Consider the following 17,127-nt stretch of genomic DNA (forward strand, 5'->3'; position numbering starts at 1 on the left):
GACACCGACCAGAAGCTCGTGGCGGCGCTGCGCGCGTCGCTCAAGGAGTCCGAGAGCCTGCGTGCGCGCAACCGCGCCCTCCAGGCCGCTTCCCGCGAACCGATCGCGATCGTGGCGATGAGCTGCCGCTACCCCGGCGCGAACTCGCCCGAGGAGCTGTGGCGGCTGGTCGCCGACGGGACGGACGCCGTCTCGCGGTTCCCCGCCGACCGAGGCTGGGACGAGGCGGGCATCTACGACCCCGAGCCCGGAAAGCCCGGCAAGACGTACTCGCGTGAAGGCGGATTCCTCTACGACGCCGCCGAGTTCGATCCCGCCTTCTTCGGAATCGCGCCGAACGAGGCGATGGTCATGGACCCGCAGCAGCGGCTGCTGCTGGAGGCGTCCTGGGAGGTGCTGGAGCGCGCGGGGATCGACCCCACCACGCTCAAGGGCAGCGCGACCGGTGTCTTCGCCGGGATGATGTACCACGACTACACGTACAACAACAGCACGGGCGCCATGGCCTCCGGCCGGGTCGCGTACACGCTGGGCCTCGAAGGCCCCGCGGTGACGATCGACACCGCCTGCTCGTCCTCCCTGGTCGCGCTGCACTGGGCGGTCCAGGCCCTTCGGTCGGGGGAGTGCACGCTCGCGCTGGCCGGCGGTGTCACGGTGATGGCGACGCCCGAGACGTTCATCGAGTTCAGCCACCAGCGCGGTCTTGCGACCGACGGCCGCTGCAAGTCGTACGCAGCCGCCGCCGACGGCACCGGCTGGGGCGAGGGCGTCGGCATGATCCTCGTGGAGCGGCTGGCGGACGCCCGCCGCAACGGCCACCCCGTACTCGGAGTCGTACGCGGCACGGCGATCAACCAGGACGGCGCCAGCAACGGCATGACGGCCCCCAACGGGCCGTCCCAGCGGCGGGTCATCAAGCAGGCGCTCGCCAACGCCCGGATATCCGCCGACGGCGTCGACCTGATCGAGGGCCACGGCACCGGCACGACACTCGGCGACCCGATCGAGGCGCAGGCACTGCTCGCCACCTACGGGCAGGACCGCCCCGGGGACCGGCCGCTCTGGCTGGGCTCCATCAAGTCGAACATCGGTCACACGCAGGCCGCCGCGGGCGTGGCCGGCATCATCAAGGTGGTCGAGGCGATCCGGCACGGCGTCATGCCGCCGACGCTGCACGTGGACGAGCCGACGCCCCAGGTGGACTGGGAGACGGGTGACGTCAGGCTGCTCACCGAGCCACGGGAGTGGCCCGACCAGGAACACCCGCGCCGCGCGGGCGTCTCGTCCTTCGGCATCAGCGGCACCAACGCCCATGTGATCATCGAGGAGGCGCCGCCCGCCGAGGAGGAGGCGCCGTCGGGCCAGGCCACCGGGGGGCCGGTCCTGTGGACCCTCTCGGCCAGGACCGAACAGGCGCTGGGCGCACAGGCCGAACGCCTCCACTCCTACCTGCGCGAGCGGCCGGAACTGGCGCCCGCCGATGTCGGCCTGTCGCTCGCGACCGGCCGCGCCGCCCTCGAACACCGCGCGGCGATCGTCGCCGAGGACCGCAGGGCCCTCCTCGGCGGACTCACCGCACTCGCCGGGGGAACCTCGTCGCCGTCCGTCGTCACCGGCAAGCGGCGCGAGGGCAAGGTCGCGTTCCTCTTCACCGGCCAGGGCAGCCAACGCCTGGGCATGGGGCGGGAGTTGTACGACACGTTCCCGGCCTTCGCGGCGGCGTTCGACGAGGTGTGCGAGGCGACGGGCCTGCCGCTCAAGGACGTGATGTGGGGCGACGAGGCGGCGCTGCACCGTACGGAATCCGCACAGCCCGCGATCTTCGCCCTTGAGGTCGCCCTCTTCAGGCTGGTCGAGTCCTGGGGAGTCAAGCCCGACTACCTGGCCGGACACTCCATCGGCGAGCTGGCGGCGGCCCATGTCGCGGGCGTACTCGGTCTGAAGGACGCGGCACGGCTGGTCGCCGAGCGCGGACGGCTGATGCAGGCGCTCCCGGCGGGCGGCGCGATGGTGGCGATCGAGGCCACGGAGGAGGAAGTCGCCCCGCTGCTCACCGACGAGGTGGGAATCGCCGCCGTCAACAGCCCTACGTCCGTGGTCATTTCGGGCGCCGAGGACGCGGTGACGGCGGTCACGGAGCACTTCACCGACCGCAGGACGAGCCGGCTGACCGTCTCGCACGCGTTCCACTCGCCGCTGATGGAACCGATGCTCGACGACTTCCGCAAGGTCGCCGAGAGCGTCACCTACGACCGGCCGCGCATCCGGCTGGTGAAGGACATGGCGTCCGCCGAGTACTGGGTACGGCACGTACGCGACGCGGTGCGGTTCGCCGACGACGTCCGCCGACTCCAGGACGAGGGTGTGACCCGCTTCCTGGAGATCGGCCCCGACGGAGCGCTCACCTCCATGGCCCGCCAGACGGCGCCGGAGGCCGTCACCGCCGCCGCCCTGCGCCGCGAACGGCCCGAGGCCGCGACGCTCCTGACGGCGGTCGCGCACCTGCACACCACGGGCGCCTCGCCCGACTGGACGGCCCTCTTCGCGGACCGCGGGGCACGCCGTGTCGATCTGCCCACCTACTCGTTTCAGCGCGGTCGATTCTGGCTCTCGGAGCCGGTGACCGGGGGCGGCAACGCCGCCTCCATGGGCCTGACCACGCTCGACCACCCGCTGCTGAGCGCCGAGATCGCCGTGCCCGGCTCCGACACCGTTGTCTTCACCGGACGGCTGTCCGTCAACACCCACCCCTGGCTGGCCGACCACGAGGTCCTGGGCGCGACGCTGCTGCCCGGTACGGCCTTCGTCGAACTGGCCGTGCGCGCGGGCGACCAGGTCGGCCACGGCGTCCTCGACGAACTGACCCTCCACGCGCCGCTCGCCCTGCCCGAAACGGCGGGCGTACGGCTGCGGCTGACGGTCGGTGAGCCGGACGGCGACTCGGGCCGCCGCCCCCTGACCATCCACTCGCTCGCCGAGGACGCCGACGGGGACGCGCCCTGGGTCCTGCACGCCGAAGGCGCTCTGACGGCCGAGGACTCGGCCGCGCCGGCGCCGTTCGATCTGACGCGCTGGCCGCCGGACGAGACGGCGCGGATCACCACCGAAGGCGCGTACGACCGGTTCCGGGAGCTCGGTTACGCGTACGGCCCTGCCTTCCAGGCGCTCAAGGCCGCCTGGCGCGTCGGTGACGAGATCTTCGCCGAGGTGGCGCTCCCGGACGAGGCGACCGACGCCGAACGGTTCGTGCTGCACCCGGCCCTGCTCGACTCAGCCCTGCACGCGGTGATCCTCGGCGCGGGCGAGGACGACGCCACCTCGCTGCCGTTCGCCTGGAAGGGCGTCCGGCTGCACGCCTTCGGCGCCACCGCCGCGCGCGTCCGGTTCACCCCCGGCGACGACGGCGGGACGACCATCCATGTCGCCGACACACAAGGGCGTCCCGTCGCGACCGTGGGGTCCCTGATCTCCCGGGAGGTATCGGCCGAGCAGCTGGCACCGGTGGCCCCCGGGCCCGGCGACTCGCTCTTCCACCTCGCCTGGACACCGGCCGGATCGGCCGGATCGGCCGGATCCGCCGACGAGGCCGACTGGACGACGGTCGCGGACCTGGCGGAGCTCTCCGACCAGGTGCCCGCGACGGTCGCGCTGACGCTTCCGGTCGGCACGGGCCCGATCGCCGAGAACGTCAGGACGGTCACCAACAAGACACTTGAGGCCCTCCAGACCTGGCTCACGGACGAACGGTTCGCCGACAGCAGGCTCATGGTGGTGACACACGGGGGCGACGACCTCGCGCACACCTCCGCCTGGGGCCTGGTCCGCGCCGCGCATTCGGAGGACCCGGAGCGCTTCGCGCTGCTCGACACCGACAGCGACGACCCGGAGACGATCGCCCGCGCCGTCGCTTCCGGCGAGGGGGACCTGCGCATCCAGGACGAGGAGATCCTGGTTCCCCGGCTCGCGCGCGTCCCGGCGGCGCCGGAAACGGAGGCCGATGAGCCGGCTGACGGGGCATCACCCTGGGCCCGGCCCGGAACGGTACTGATCACCGGCGGTACGGGCGGACTCGGCGCCCTCGTCGCCCGCCACCTGGTGACCGAACACGGCGTCCGTGACCTGCTGTTGACCAGCCGTCGCGGCATCCAGGCGGAGGGCGCCGCCGACTTCCAGCAGGAACTGGCCGGCCTCGGCGCGACCGTCGAGATCGCCGCCTGCGACGTGGCCGACCGGGACGCCCTGGAGACGGTGCTGGCCGGCCGCACCCTGGGCGCGGTCGTGCACACCGCCGGCGTACTGGCCGACAGCATGATCGCCAACCTGACGCCGCACGGCCTCGAACAGGTGCTGCGCCCCAAGGTGGACGGCGCGCTGAACCTGCACGACCTCACCCGCGACCAGGAACTCGGCGCCTTCGTCCTGTTCTCGTCAGCCGCGGGCGTCTTCGGATCGCCCGGCCAGGGCAACTACGCCGCAGCCAACACCTTCCTCGACGCCCTCGCCCAGCGCCGCCACGACGAGGGCCTGCCCGCGCAGTCCCTCGCCTGGGGCCTGTGGGCGGACACCGGCGGCATGGCGGGCGGGCTCGGCGAGGCCGACCTCCAGCGGCTGCGCCGCCAGGGCATGCCCGCGCTGACGTCGCACGACGGACTCGCGCTGTTCGACGCCGCCGCCACCAGGCCCGAGCCCGCGCTCGTACCGATGAGCTTGGACCTGCGGGTGCTGCGCAGCGGCGCCGCCGGCGAACCGCCCGCCGTACTGCGCGGCCTGGTCCCGTCCACCCGGCGCCGCGCCGCGACCGCCGACCCGGCGGCGCTGCGCCGCGAACTGGCGGCGATGCCCGCCGAACAGCGCGAGCGGGCACTGGGCGACCTGGTCCTGAGCCTCGCGGCCTCCGTACTCGGCCACTCCGGCCCCGAGGCGGTCGACCCCGCGCGCGACTTCCTGGAGTCCGGCTTCGACTCGCTCACCGCGATGGAACTGCGCACCGCGCTGAGCGCCGCCACCGGGGTGAAGCTGCCCACGATGGCCGTGTTCGACAGCAAGAACCCGGCCAACCTCGCCCGTCTCCTCATGGCCGAGATGGAGTCCGGTCTCACCCGCCCCGACCCGTCCGACGAGGCGTCGCCCGGCCAGGACGAGACCGTGACGGAGCTGTTCCGGGGGGCCGTGCGCGCCGGTGACTCGACGGGAGCGCTGGCACTGGCATCGGCGGTCGCCGCGCTGCGGCCCCGGTTCACCACGCCCGCCGAACTCGGCAGCCCGCCGAAGACGGTGCGGCTGGCCGACGGCGCCCGCCGCCCCCGGCTGATCTGTCTGTCCACACCCATGGCCGGCGGCGGTGTGCACCAGCACGCCCGCCTCGGCTCCGAGTTCCGGGACATCCGGCCCGTGTCCGCGCTGGCGCTGCCCGGATTCCAGCGGGGCGAGCCGCTGCCCGAATCCGTCGATGTGCTGGCACAGGTCCTCGGCGACGCCGTGCTCGCGGCGGCGGACGGCGATCCGTACGTACTGCTCGGCTACTCGTCCGGCGGCATCATCGGCCATGTCCTCGCCCGGCACCTGGAGGAGACGGTCGGCAGGCCGCCCGCCGGGCTCGTCCTGATCGACACCTTCCGTGTCGAGGACACCGCGATGAACGTCGGCTTCGGCCATCTCATGGGCGAACTGCTCACGGTGGAGACGACCGTCGGCAGCTTCGACACGGCCCGGCTGTCCGCGATGCCGTACTACTTCCAGGTGCTGGCGGGCTTCGACCCCGTACGGCTGGCGACGCCGACCCTCTTCGTCCAGGCGTCCGAGCCGTTCGTGCAGCCCCCGGAGGGCATCGACGTGGCCGAGATGCGGGCCCAGCCGTGGGACGCCGAGCACACCCTGCGCACCGTCGAAGGCAACCATTTCTCCCTCGGACAGGAGCACGCCCCGGCGACCGCCCGAGCCATCGAGGAGTGGCTGGAGACGCTCGACTGAGCCGTGGCCGACGTCAGGATCCCCCGGAAGAAGTGCACGCCGCGTGCGGGGACGCGGCACCTGCTGAGTACGACCCGAAATGAGAGTGGTTGAGAAATGGCGTCCACGCCCACGGCCAAAGGAACTGTTCCCTTCCGGGAGTTCAAGACCTGGTACCGCGTCACCGGACCGACCGGCGCGGGTCGCCCGGCCCTCGTCGTCGTGCACGGAGGCCCCGGCTCCACCCACGACTACCTGACGGGTCTGTCCGTCTACGCCGAACGCGGCTGGACGGTGGTCCACTACGACCAGCTCGGCAACGGCGGCTCGACCCATCTGCCGGACGCCGACCCCGGCTTCTGGAACCCGCAGCTGTTCCGGGACGAGCTGGAGAACCTGCTGACCCGGCTCGGCATCGCCGACGACTACGTCCTGTTCGGGCAGTCGTGGGGCGGGATGCTCGCCGCCTGGCACGCCTCGGCGCGCCCCGCCGGGCTGCGCGGTCTGGTCATCGCCAACTCACCGGCCTCCTACCCGCTGTGGCTCGCCGAGATGGACGTCCTGCGCTCCCAGCTGCCGCCCGGCGTCGACGACACACTGCGCAAGCACGAGGCCGCCGGCACCACCGACAGCGACGAGTACATCGAGGCGATGCTGGTCTTCTACGCCCGGCACGTCTGCCGCGTCCAGCCCTGGCCCGGCGAGCTCATGGCCTCGTACATGGAGGCCGTCAGCGACCCGACGGTCTACCGCACCATGAACGGCCCCAACGAGTTCCATGTCATCGGCAGTCTGCGCGACTGGTCGGTCATCGACCACCTGCCCAGCATCGACGTGCCCACCCTCGTCCTGTCGGGCCGTTACGACGAGGCCACCCCGGTCACGGTGCGCCCCTTCGAGGAACTGATACCGGACGCCCGCTGGGAGATCTTCGAAGACTCCAGCCACGCCCCGCATTTCGAGGAGCCGGAACGGTTCTACGAGGTGCTCGGCGCATTCCTTGACACGGTCGGCGCACGCGACGTGCGGACCACAACGGTGAGCGGAGGCTGAGAAGCGCATGGACGCCCAGGTCGAGGAGATCGTCGAGGCGCTGCGCGGCTCGCTCGTCGAGAACGAGCGGCTGCGGCAGGACAACGAGAGCCTGCGCGCCGCCGCGAGCGTGGCCACCGAGCCCATCGCGATCATCGGCATGGCCTGCCGGTTCCCCGGCGGCGTCGGCTCCCCGGAGGAGCTGTGGGAGCTGGTCGACGAGGGCCGTGACGCGATCGGACCGTTCCCCGGCGACCGTGGCTGGGACATGGGCGCGCTGTACGACCCCGAGCCGGGAAAGCCCGGCAAGACGTACGCGCGCGAGGGCGGATTCCTGCACGACGCCGCCCAGTTCGACCCCGAGTTCTTCGGGATCAGCCCGCGTGAGGCCCTCACCATGGACCCCCAGCAGCGGCTGCTGCTGGAGATCACCTGGGAGTCGATGGAACGGGCCGGTCTCGACCCGGCGTCCCTGCGCGGCAGCCGCACCGGTGTGTTCGCCGGCGCGATGTACCACGACTACGGCATCACCAGCAGCGACGGCAGCCTCGTCTCGGGGCGCGTCGCCTACACCCTCGGCCTGGAGGGCCCGGCGGTCACCGTCGACACGGCCTGCTCGTCGTCGCTGGTCGCGCTCCAGTGGGCCTCGCAGGCCCTGCGCTCGGGGGAGTGCACCCTGGCGCTGGCCGGCGGTGTCAGCGTCATGGCCACCCCCGAGACGTTCATCGAGTTCAGCGAGCAGCGCGGGCTCTCCGCCGACGGCCGCTGCCGCTCCTTCGCCGCCGAGGCCGACGGCACCGGCTGGGCCGAGGGCGCCGGCGTCCTGCTGCTGGAGACCCTGTCCGACGCCCGCCGCAACGGACACCCCGTCCTGGCGGTCGTGCGCGGTACGGCCGTCAACCAGGACGGCGCGTCAAACGGCTTCAGCGCGCCCAACGGCCCCTCCCAGCGCCGGGTCATCCAGCAGGCGCTCACCGCCGCCGGACTGACCCCCGCCGATGTCGACGTCATGGAGGGCCACGGCACCGGCACCTCACTCGGCGACCCCATCGAGGCGCAGGCGCTGCTCGCCACGTACGGACAGAACCGCGAAGAGCCGCTGTGGCTCGGCTCGATCAAGTCGAACATCGGCCACACCCAGGCCGCCGCCGGAGTCGCCGGCGTCATCAAGATGGTCGAGGCCATCCGGCGCGGCACCCTGCCCAGGACACTGCACGCCGACGAGGCGTCGCCCCAGGTGGACTGGGACGCGGGCAACGTCCGCCTCCTCACCGAGTCCCGGGCCTGGCCCGACGCCGACCGGCCGCGCCGCGCCGCGGTGTCCTCGTTCGGCGTCAGCGGCACCAACGCCCACGTGATCATCGAGCAGGCGGAGTCCGACCCCGAGCCCGCCGCCGGGTCCGCCGCGCCGCGGCCGTCCTCGGACGTGCCCGTGCCGCTGCCGCTGTCGGCCGGCACCGAGACCGCCCTGCGCGCCCAGGCCCGGCAGTTGGCCGACCACCTGCGGAACACGCCCGGCCTCGACCCCGTCGACCTCGGGTTCTCCCTCGCCACCACACGCGCCGCGCTGAGCCGCCGCGCCATGGTGGTCGGCCACGACCGCGCGGAACTCCTCGGCGCGCTCACGGCGTTGGCCGACGGCGCGCCCGTCGGTGGTCCGGCGCGGACCACCGGACTGACCGCCTTCCTCTTCACCGGGCAGGGCAGCCAGCGCCTCGGCATGGGCCGCGACCTGCACGCCGCGTTCCCCGTGTTCGCCCGCGCCTTCGACGAGGTGTGCGCCGTTCTCGACCCCGCCGTGCGCGAGGTCATGTGGAACGACGAAGAGGCCCTGAGCCGTACCGAGTTCACCCAGCCCGCGATCTTCGCCCTCGAAGTGGCGCTGTTCCGGCTCCTCGAATCCTGGGGCGTACGGCCCGATTTCGTCGCCGGTCACTCGATCGGCGAGCTCGCCGCCGCCCATGTGGCCGGCGTGTTCTCCCTCGCCGACGCCGCCACGCTCATCACCGCCAGGGCGCGGCTGATGGGGGCGCTGCCGACGGGCGGCGCGATGGTGGCGGTCGAGGCCACCGAGGACGAGGTCGTCCCGCTGCTCGGGGACGGTGTCGGCATCGCCGCCGTCAACGGCCCCACGTCCGTGGTGCTTTCGGGCACCACGGAAGCCGTGGACGACGTCGTCGGCAAGCTCGGCACGCGCAGGACGAACCGTCTGACGGTCTCCCACGCCTTCCACTCGCCGCTGATGGACCCGATGCTGGACGACTTCCGCCGGGTCGCCGAGGGCGTCACGTACGCGGAGCCGACCGTCCCCGTCATGGCGAGCGGCGACGTCACCACCGCCGCGTACTGGGTCGGCCATGTCCGTGACACCGTCCGCTTCGCCGACGCGGTGACCGGCCTGGAGGCCGAAGGCGTCACCCGGTACGTCGAACTCGGCCCCGACGGCATCCTCACCGCCATGGCCCGCCAGAGCCTCACGACCACCGCCGAGACCGCCGTACTCGTCCCGGCCCAGCGCCGCAAGGAAGCAGGAACCGTCGCCGTTCTCACGGCAGTCGGCGCGCTGCACGCTGCGGGTCTGAAGGTCGACTGGACGGGCGTCTTCGACGGCCGCGGCGCCCGGCGCGCCGACCTGCCCACCTACCCCTTCCAGCGCGCCCGTTACTGGTTCGACAAGCGCGGCCTGGGCGGCGACGTCACCTCCGCCGGTCTCGACCGGCCCGACCACCCGCTGCTCGGCGCGATGGTGCACCTGCCCGGCTCCGACGGCGTGGTGTTCACCGGACGGCTGTCCACCGGCGCCCACCCCTGGCTCTCCGACCACACCGTGCTCGGCTCCGTCCTGCTGCCCGGCACCGCGTACGTGGAACTCGCCGTGCGCGCCGGGGACCAGGTGGGCTGGAACCGCGTCGAGGAACTCAACGTCGCGGCGCCCCTGTTCCTGCCCGAGCACGGCGGCGTCCACATCCAGGTCGCCGTCGACGCGCCCGACGCGTCCGGGCTCCGCCCGGTGAGCGTGTTCTCCCGAGCCGACGACGCCCCGCTCGACCGCGAATGGGTCCTGCACGCCGAGGGGTTCCTGGCGCCCGACGCGGCCGAACCGTCCACCGACCTCGTGGCCTGGCCGCCGCGCGACGCCGAGCCTCTTCTCGTCGAAGGACTCTACGAACGCCTCGAATACGGGCCCACGTTCCACGGACTGCGCGCCGCCTGGCGGCGCGGCGACGAGCTGTTCGCCGAGACGGCACTCCCCGAGGGTGTCGACGCCGGCGGCTTCGGCCTCCATCCCGCCCTGCTCGACTCGGCGTTGCACGTGCTCGACCTGGCGGGCGAGGACGCGACCGTACTGCCGTTCTCCTGGTCCGACGTCACCCTGCACGCCGAGGGAGCCATGGCCGCACGGGTCCGGCTGAGCGTCCGGGCCGACAAGTCGGTGTCCCTGGAACTGGCCGACGCCACGGGGCGGCCCGTCGCATCGGTCGGGTCGCTGACACTGCGCCCCGTCACCGCGGACGGCCTCTCACCGGCCGCGGCCCGCGTCGCCAACGCGCTCTTCCGGGTGGACTGGGTCCCGGCCGGTGAAGCCCGGTCGGGCGCCGACGACACCGAGGTGAGCGTTCACCACTGCCCGCCGACGACCGGGGACACCCTGGCAGGGGTGCGTGCGGTCACCTCCGGCGTACTGGAGGCCGTGCGGGCAGCGGTGAAGGGCGACACCTCCCTCGTCGTCGTCACCAACGGCGCGCTCGACGGCTCCGACCTCGGCCACGCCGCCGTATGGGGACTCGTACGCGCCGCCGAGGGCGAGCACCCCGGCCACTTCTTCCTCGTCGACACCGACGCACCGGTCGACCCCCACCGGATCGTCGCTTCCGGCGAGCCCGAACAGCGCGTCCACGGCGGCGAGACGCTGGTGCCCCGCCTGGCGGGCGTGCCGCTCGAACAGGCCGACACCGTCTGGGACACCGCGCGCACCGTTCTGATCACCGGCGGGACCGGTGCCCTCGGGGCCGCCGTCGCCCGTCATCTGGTCACCCGCCACGAGGTACGCCGGCTGCTGCTGACCGGCCGCCGGGGACCCGACGCGCCGGGAGCCGCCGAACTCGCCGAGGAACTGACCGCGCTCGGCGCCGATGTCGAGATCGTCGCGTGCGACTCCGGCGACCGCGACGCCCTGGCCGCGCTGCTCGACGGCCGGACCATCGGCGGCGTCGTACACGCGGCGGGCGTCCTGGACGACGGGGTGATCCTCTCCCTGACGCCCGAGCGCGTCGATCACGTGCTGCGCCCGAAGGCGGACGCGGCCTGGCATCTCCACGAACTCACCCGCGACATGGGGCTCACCGCGTTCGTGCTCTTCTCGTCCGTCGCCGGTGTACTCGGCGCCCCCGGACAGGGCAACTACGCGGCGGCCAGCACCCTGCTCGACGGCCTCGCACGGCACCGGCACGCGGGCGGACTTCCCGCGCTGTCACTGGCCTGGGGGCCATGGGCCGGAGAAGGCATGGCGGACGGGCTCGCCTCCGCCGGCATGCGCTCCCTCGCGCCGGAGGAGGGTCTCGCCCTGCTCGACGCCGCGACCGCCGCGGCCGAGCCCGTGCTGGTACCGGTCCGGTTCGACCTGGCCGCCTTCGACACGCCACCGCCCATCCTGCGCGGCCTCGTCCGGGGCCGGTCGCGCCGTGTCATCGACACCGACGCGTCGGCGACCGCCGTGCTGCGGCAGCGCCTGGCCGGGCTCGACGAGGCGGAACGCGCCGCCGAACTCCTCGGCCTTGTCCGCGCCCAGGCCGCGATGGTCCTGCGGCACGCCGGAGCCGATTCGGTCGACCCCGACCGGGCCTTCCGCGACCTCGGATTCGACTCGCTCACCGCGATCGAACTGCGCAACCTGCTGGGGGGAGCCACCGGACTCCGCCTGCCCGCCACGCTCGTCTTCGACTATCCGACCCCCGGAGTGCTGGCAGGACATCTCCTGGAGGAGCTGTCCGGAGCCGTGGAGAAGGCTCCGGCCGCGACCGTCGCGAGCCCGCTGGACGACGAGCCGATCGTCATCGTCTCGATGGCGTGCCGCTACCCGGGCGGCGTGGACTCGCCCGAGGGGCTGTGGCGGCTGGTCGACGAGGGTGTCGACGCGATATCGGAGTTCCCGGCCGACCGGGGCTGGGGCGTGGAGGACATCTACGACCCCGAGCCCGGCGTTCCGGGCAAGACCTACGTACGCGACGGCGGATTCCTGCACGACGCGGGCGACTTCGACCCGGACTTCTTCGGCATCAGCCCTCGCGAAGCCCTCGACATGGACCCGCAGCAGCGGCTGCTCCTTGAGACGTCGTGGGAGGCGCTGGAGCGCGCCGGGATCGCGCCCACCACGCTGAAGGGCAGCGCGACCGGTGTCTACGCCGGCGTGATGTACCACGACTACCCCGGCGGTACGGGCGGCGGAAGCATCGTCTCGGGCCGCGTGTCCTACACCCTCGGCCTCGAAGGCCCCGCGGTGAGCGTGGACACGGCGTGCTCGTCGTCCCTGGTCGCCCTCCACTGGGCGGCGCAGGCGCTGCGCTCGGGCGAATGCTCACTCGCCCTCGTCGGTGGTGTGACCGTCATGGGAACACCGCGGTCGTTCATCGATTTCAGCGAGCAGCGCGGTCTGGCCGCCGACGGCCGGTGCAAGTCCTTCTCGTCCTCCACCGACGGCACGGGCTGGGGCGAGGGCGCGGGCGTCCTCGTGGTCGAGCGGCTGTCGGACGCGCGTCGTCTCGGGCATCCGGTGCTCGCGGTGGTGCGGGGGAGCGCGCTGAACCAGGACGGTGCCAGCAACGGTCTGACCGCCCCCAACGGGCCTTCCCAACAGCGTGTGATCAAGCAGGCGTTGGCGAACGCGGGTCTGTCGGCGGCGGATGTGGACGCGGTCGAGGCGCACGGCACGGGCACCACCTTGGGCGACCCGATCGAGGCGCAGGCGCTCCTCTCCACCTATGGACAGGGCCGCGCCGTCGGGAAGCCGTTGTGGCTGGGCTCGATCAAGTCCAACATCGGCCACACGCAGGCCGCGGCGGGTGTCGCGGGGATCATCAAGATGGTCCAGGCGATGCGTCACGCCAAGCTTCCGCGGACGCTGCACATCGACGAGCCGACGCGGCAGGTCGACTGGGAGGCCGGAGACGTACGGCTGCTGACCGAGGCACGCGAGTGGCCCAGCGAGGGCCGCCCGCGCCGCGCCGCCGTGTCCTCCTTCGGCATCAGCGGAACGAACGCGCACGTCATCGTCGAAGAAGTCGCGCCCGTGGACGAAGTACCGGGCGAGCGGCGGGAGTTGCCGCTTGCCCCGGTGGTCGTCACGGCAAAGAGCCCGGCGGCCCTGGAGACGCAGATCGCGCGCTTCGGCGCACTGGTGAAGGACGGGAACGCGCTCGACGTGGCGTTCTCGGCGGCGACCGGCCGGGCCGCGCTGGAACACCGCGCGGTGCTCGTCGGGTCCGAGACGGTCACGGGTGAGACCGGTGCGGGCAGGGTGGCGTTCCTGTTCACGGGGCAGGGGAGTCAGCGTCTGGGTATGGGGCGTGAGTTGTATGAGACGTTCCCGGTGTTCGCGGCGGCCTTCGATGCGGCGTGCGCTGTTCTGGATCCCGCGGTGCGTGAGGTTATGTGGGCGGATGAGGAGGCGCTGGGGCGTACGGAGTTCACTCAGCCGGCGATCTTCGCGCTTGAAGTTGCGTTGTTCCGGCTGGTGGAGTCGTGGGGTGTCAAGCCCGACTTCCTGGTGGGGCATTCGATCGGTGAGCTTGCCGCCGCGCATGTGGCGGGGGTGTTCTCGCTTGAGGACGCGGGCCGGCTGATCTCCGCGCGCGGACAGTTGATGCAGGCGCTTCCGTCCGGCGGGGCGATGGTCGCCATCCAGGCCACCGAGGAAGAAGTGATCCCCCATCTCACCGACGGGGTGGGGATCGCGGCGGTCAACAGCCCGTCCTCGGTGGTCATTTCCGGTGTGGAGGACGAAGTCACCGCGGTCGCGGAGTACTTCACGGACCGTAAGCGGAGCCGTTTGACGGTGTCGCATGCCTTCCACTCGCCTTTGATGGATCCGATGCTGGACGATTTCCGTAAGGTCGCGGAGAGCGTCACGTACTCGGAGCCGGTGATCCGGCTGGTGCGGGATGTGGCCAACGCCGACTACTGGGTCGCGCATGTGCGTGGGGCGGTGCGGTTCGCCGACGACGTCCGTGAGTTGCAGGACCAGGGCGTGACGCGGTTCCTGGAGATCGGGCCCGACGGCGTGCTCACCGCGATGGCGGGCCAGACGGCTGAGGGCACGTTGGCGGCAACTCTGCGTCGTGACCGTCCGGAGGTCGAGAGCCTGTTCGCGGGTGTGGGCCGGCTGTTCGCGGCCGGAGTTCCCGTCGACTGGGACACGGTCTTCGACGGCCGAGGTGCCCGCCGGGTGGATCTGCCGACGTATCCCTTCCAGCGCAAGCGCTTCTGGCTCGTCGAACAGTCGAAGACCACCGCGGGCGCCGACGCGGTCGACCACCCCCTGCTCACCTCCGGGATTGTCCTCCCGGACACGGGCGGTGTGGTGTTCACCGGGCGTCTGTCCCTCGACACCCACCCCTGGCTCGGCGACCACGATGTACTGGGCACCCTGCTGCTGCCCGGCACCGGACTGGTCGAACTCGCCCTGGCCGCGGGCGAACAGGTCGGCTGCGGCACGATCGACGAGCTGATGCTGGAAGCACCGCTCGTCGTCCCCGAGAAGGGCGCGGTCGCCATCCGCGTACTCGTCGGCGGCCCCGACGACTCCGAGGCGCGCACCGTCGAGATCTACTCGTCCCTGGACGACGAGACCTGGAGCCGTAACGCGGCCGGTGGCCTCGCCCCGTCGGCGGGCGCACCCTCCTCCGACCTGACCCAGTGGCCGCCGGTGGGCGCCAAGCCGCTCCAGGTGGACGGCGCGTACGAACGGCTCCTCGCCCGCGGTTACGACTACGGCCCCACCTTCCAGGGGCTCAAGGCCGCCTGGCGGCTCGACGACGACGTCGTGTTCGCCGAGGTCGCGCTCCCGGAGGGATCTGACGCGGCCGGGTTCGGCCTGCATCCGGCGCTGCTGGACGCGGCGATGCACGTCGGGCTCATCGAGGAGGGCGACGCGTCCGAGTCGGACGCACCGGAGCTGCCGTTCTCCTGGAACGGTGTCTCGCTCCACCGCGCCGGTGCCTCCGCCCTGCGCGTCAGACTGTCGAACCAGGGGCAGGACGGCACGGACGTACTGGTCACCGACGAGACCGGCGCCCCCGTTCTCTCCGTCGCCGCCCTGACGTCGAGGCCCGTCTCTGCCGAGCAGTTGCGGGCCGACGGCGAGCACCGCGAGTCGCTGTTCTCCCTCACCTGGACCAAGGCGCCCGAAGCGCCCGCGCTGGAGACACCCGTCGTGGTGTACGAGGTCCCCCGGGTGGACGGCCCCACGCCCGAGGCCGCGCACGCCGTCGCCGACCAGGTGCTGGCCCGTATCCAGGAGTGGCTCGCCGACAAGGGCGGCAGCGAGGAGAAGCTCGCGGTCGTCACCCGTCGCGCGGTGCCGATCGAGGGCGAGGACGTCGATCTGAGCCAGGCACCCGTATGGGGCCTGGTCCGGGCGGCTGCTGCCGAGAACCCGGGCCGGTTCCTCCTGCTCGACCTGGGGGACGGGGCCACCGTGCCGCCCCTGGCCGACCGGCCCGAGACGGCGGTCCGCAACGGCGAACTGCTCGTCCCCGCGCTCACCCGCGTACCCGCCGCCGCGGTCGACGCGGAGCGCGCCCCGTGGGACCCGGCGACGACGGTACTGATCACGGGCGGTACGAGCGGACTCGGCGCCATCGTCGCCCGTCACCTGGTGACGGCGCACGGCGTCCAGCACCTCGTCCTGACCAGCCGCCGGGGCGCGAAGGCGCCCGGTGCGGCGGAACTCCACGCCGAACTCACCGCGCACGGCGCCCGGGTGGACATCGAGGCGTGCGACGTGGCCGACCGCGCCGCCGTCGCCGCCGTACTGGACAGGCACCCCGTCGGGGCCCTGGTCCACGCGGCCGGCGTCGTGGACAACGGACTTGTCCGCGGGCTGACACCGGAGCGTATGGACGCGGTCCTGCGCCCGAAGGTGGACGGGGCCTGGCATCTGCACGAGCTGACGGCCGACCGCGACCTGTCGGCGTTCGTCCTGTTCTCCTCGATGGGCGGTCTGCTGCTGGCGGCGGGCCAGGGCAACTACGCCGCGGCCAACGTGTTCCTGGACGCCCTCGCCCGCCACCGCCACCAGGCCGGACTGCCCGTCACCTCGCTGGCGTTCGGACTCTGGGAGGCCGAGACCGGCCTCGGCGAACTGGCCGAGGCCGACCGCAAGCGCATGCTCCGCATGGGCCTGCCCGCCCTCTCGCAGGACGAGGGGCTTGCTCTGCTGGACGACGCGTTGCGTACGGGGGAGCCCGCGCTGGCGCCGTTCCGCCTGGACACCGCCGCCCTGCGGGCGCGCTCGACGGACCGGCTGCCCGCGCTGCTGCGCGGCCTGGTGCCCGCCTCGCGCCGCCGTACCGGCGGACCGGGCGCGGCGGGCGGCGGGGACGACGGCGCGGCACTGCGGCGTAGCCTCGCGGCAGCCGCCGACCAGGCCGAGCGTGACCGGCTCCTGGTGGATCTGGTGCGGACCCACGTCGCCGCGGTGCTCGGGCACGACGGCGTCGACGCCGTCCGGGCCGACCGGGCCTTCAAGGACCTCGGATTCGACTCGCTCACCGCCGTCGAACTGCGCAACAGCCTGCGTACGGCGACCGGGTTGAAGCTGCCCGCCACCCTGGTGTTCGACCACCCGACGCCCGTCGCCGTCGCCGAGCGGCTGAGCGAGCAGCTGGGCGGCGACCAGGAACCGGCGGCCTCCCCACTGGACGCCGAACTGGCCCGTCTGGAGGCGGCGTTGGCGTCGGCGACGCCCAACGAGGAGACGTACGGCCGGGTCGCCGAGCGGCTGCGCGCCCTCGCGGCCGGCTGGGCCGAGACCCACAGGCCGGACGAGAGCGAGGAGAGCGGACTCGAATCGCTCTCGGCCGACGAACTGTTCGACGTTCTCGACGGCGAGCTGGACACACGGTCCGCGCCGTAGAACCGCGCCGGACC

1 protein-coding gene and 2 pseudogenes are annotated in these 17,127 nt (G+C 72.7%); all 3 read left to right on the forward strand.

Features of this window, described 5'->3' with window-relative positions; genetic code table 11:
* Positions 1–18: 18 nt before the first annotated feature.
* Positions 19–5,970: pseudogene (locus tag ACFWV8_RS24715) on the forward strand (type I polyketide synthase); the annotation flags it as partial.
* Positions 5,971–6,066: 96 nt separating this feature from the next.
* A complete protein-coding gene (locus tag ACFWV8_RS24720) occupies positions 6,067–7,002 on the forward strand; it encodes a proline iminopeptidase-family hydrolase (RefSeq protein WP_384207095.1) in 936 nt (311 codons plus the stop codon).
* A 103-nt stretch (positions 7,003–7,105) separates the two neighbouring features.
* Positions 7,106–17,113: pseudogene (locus tag ACFWV8_RS24725) on the forward strand (SDR family NAD(P)-dependent oxidoreductase); the annotation flags it as partial.
* Positions 17,114–17,127: the final 14 nt, after the last annotated feature.

Source organism: Streptomyces sp. NPDC058665 (genome assembly GCF_042714995.1).
In the GTDB taxonomy this organism is placed as follows: domain Bacteria; phylum Actinomycetota; class Actinomycetes; order Streptomycetales; family Streptomycetaceae; genus Streptomyces.

Coding starts and splice junctions, on each gene's coding strand:
- ACFWV8_RS24720 (WP_384207095.1), top strand. CDS start 6,067: ATGGCGTCCACGCCCACGGCCAAAGGAACTGTTCCCTTCCGGGAGTTC.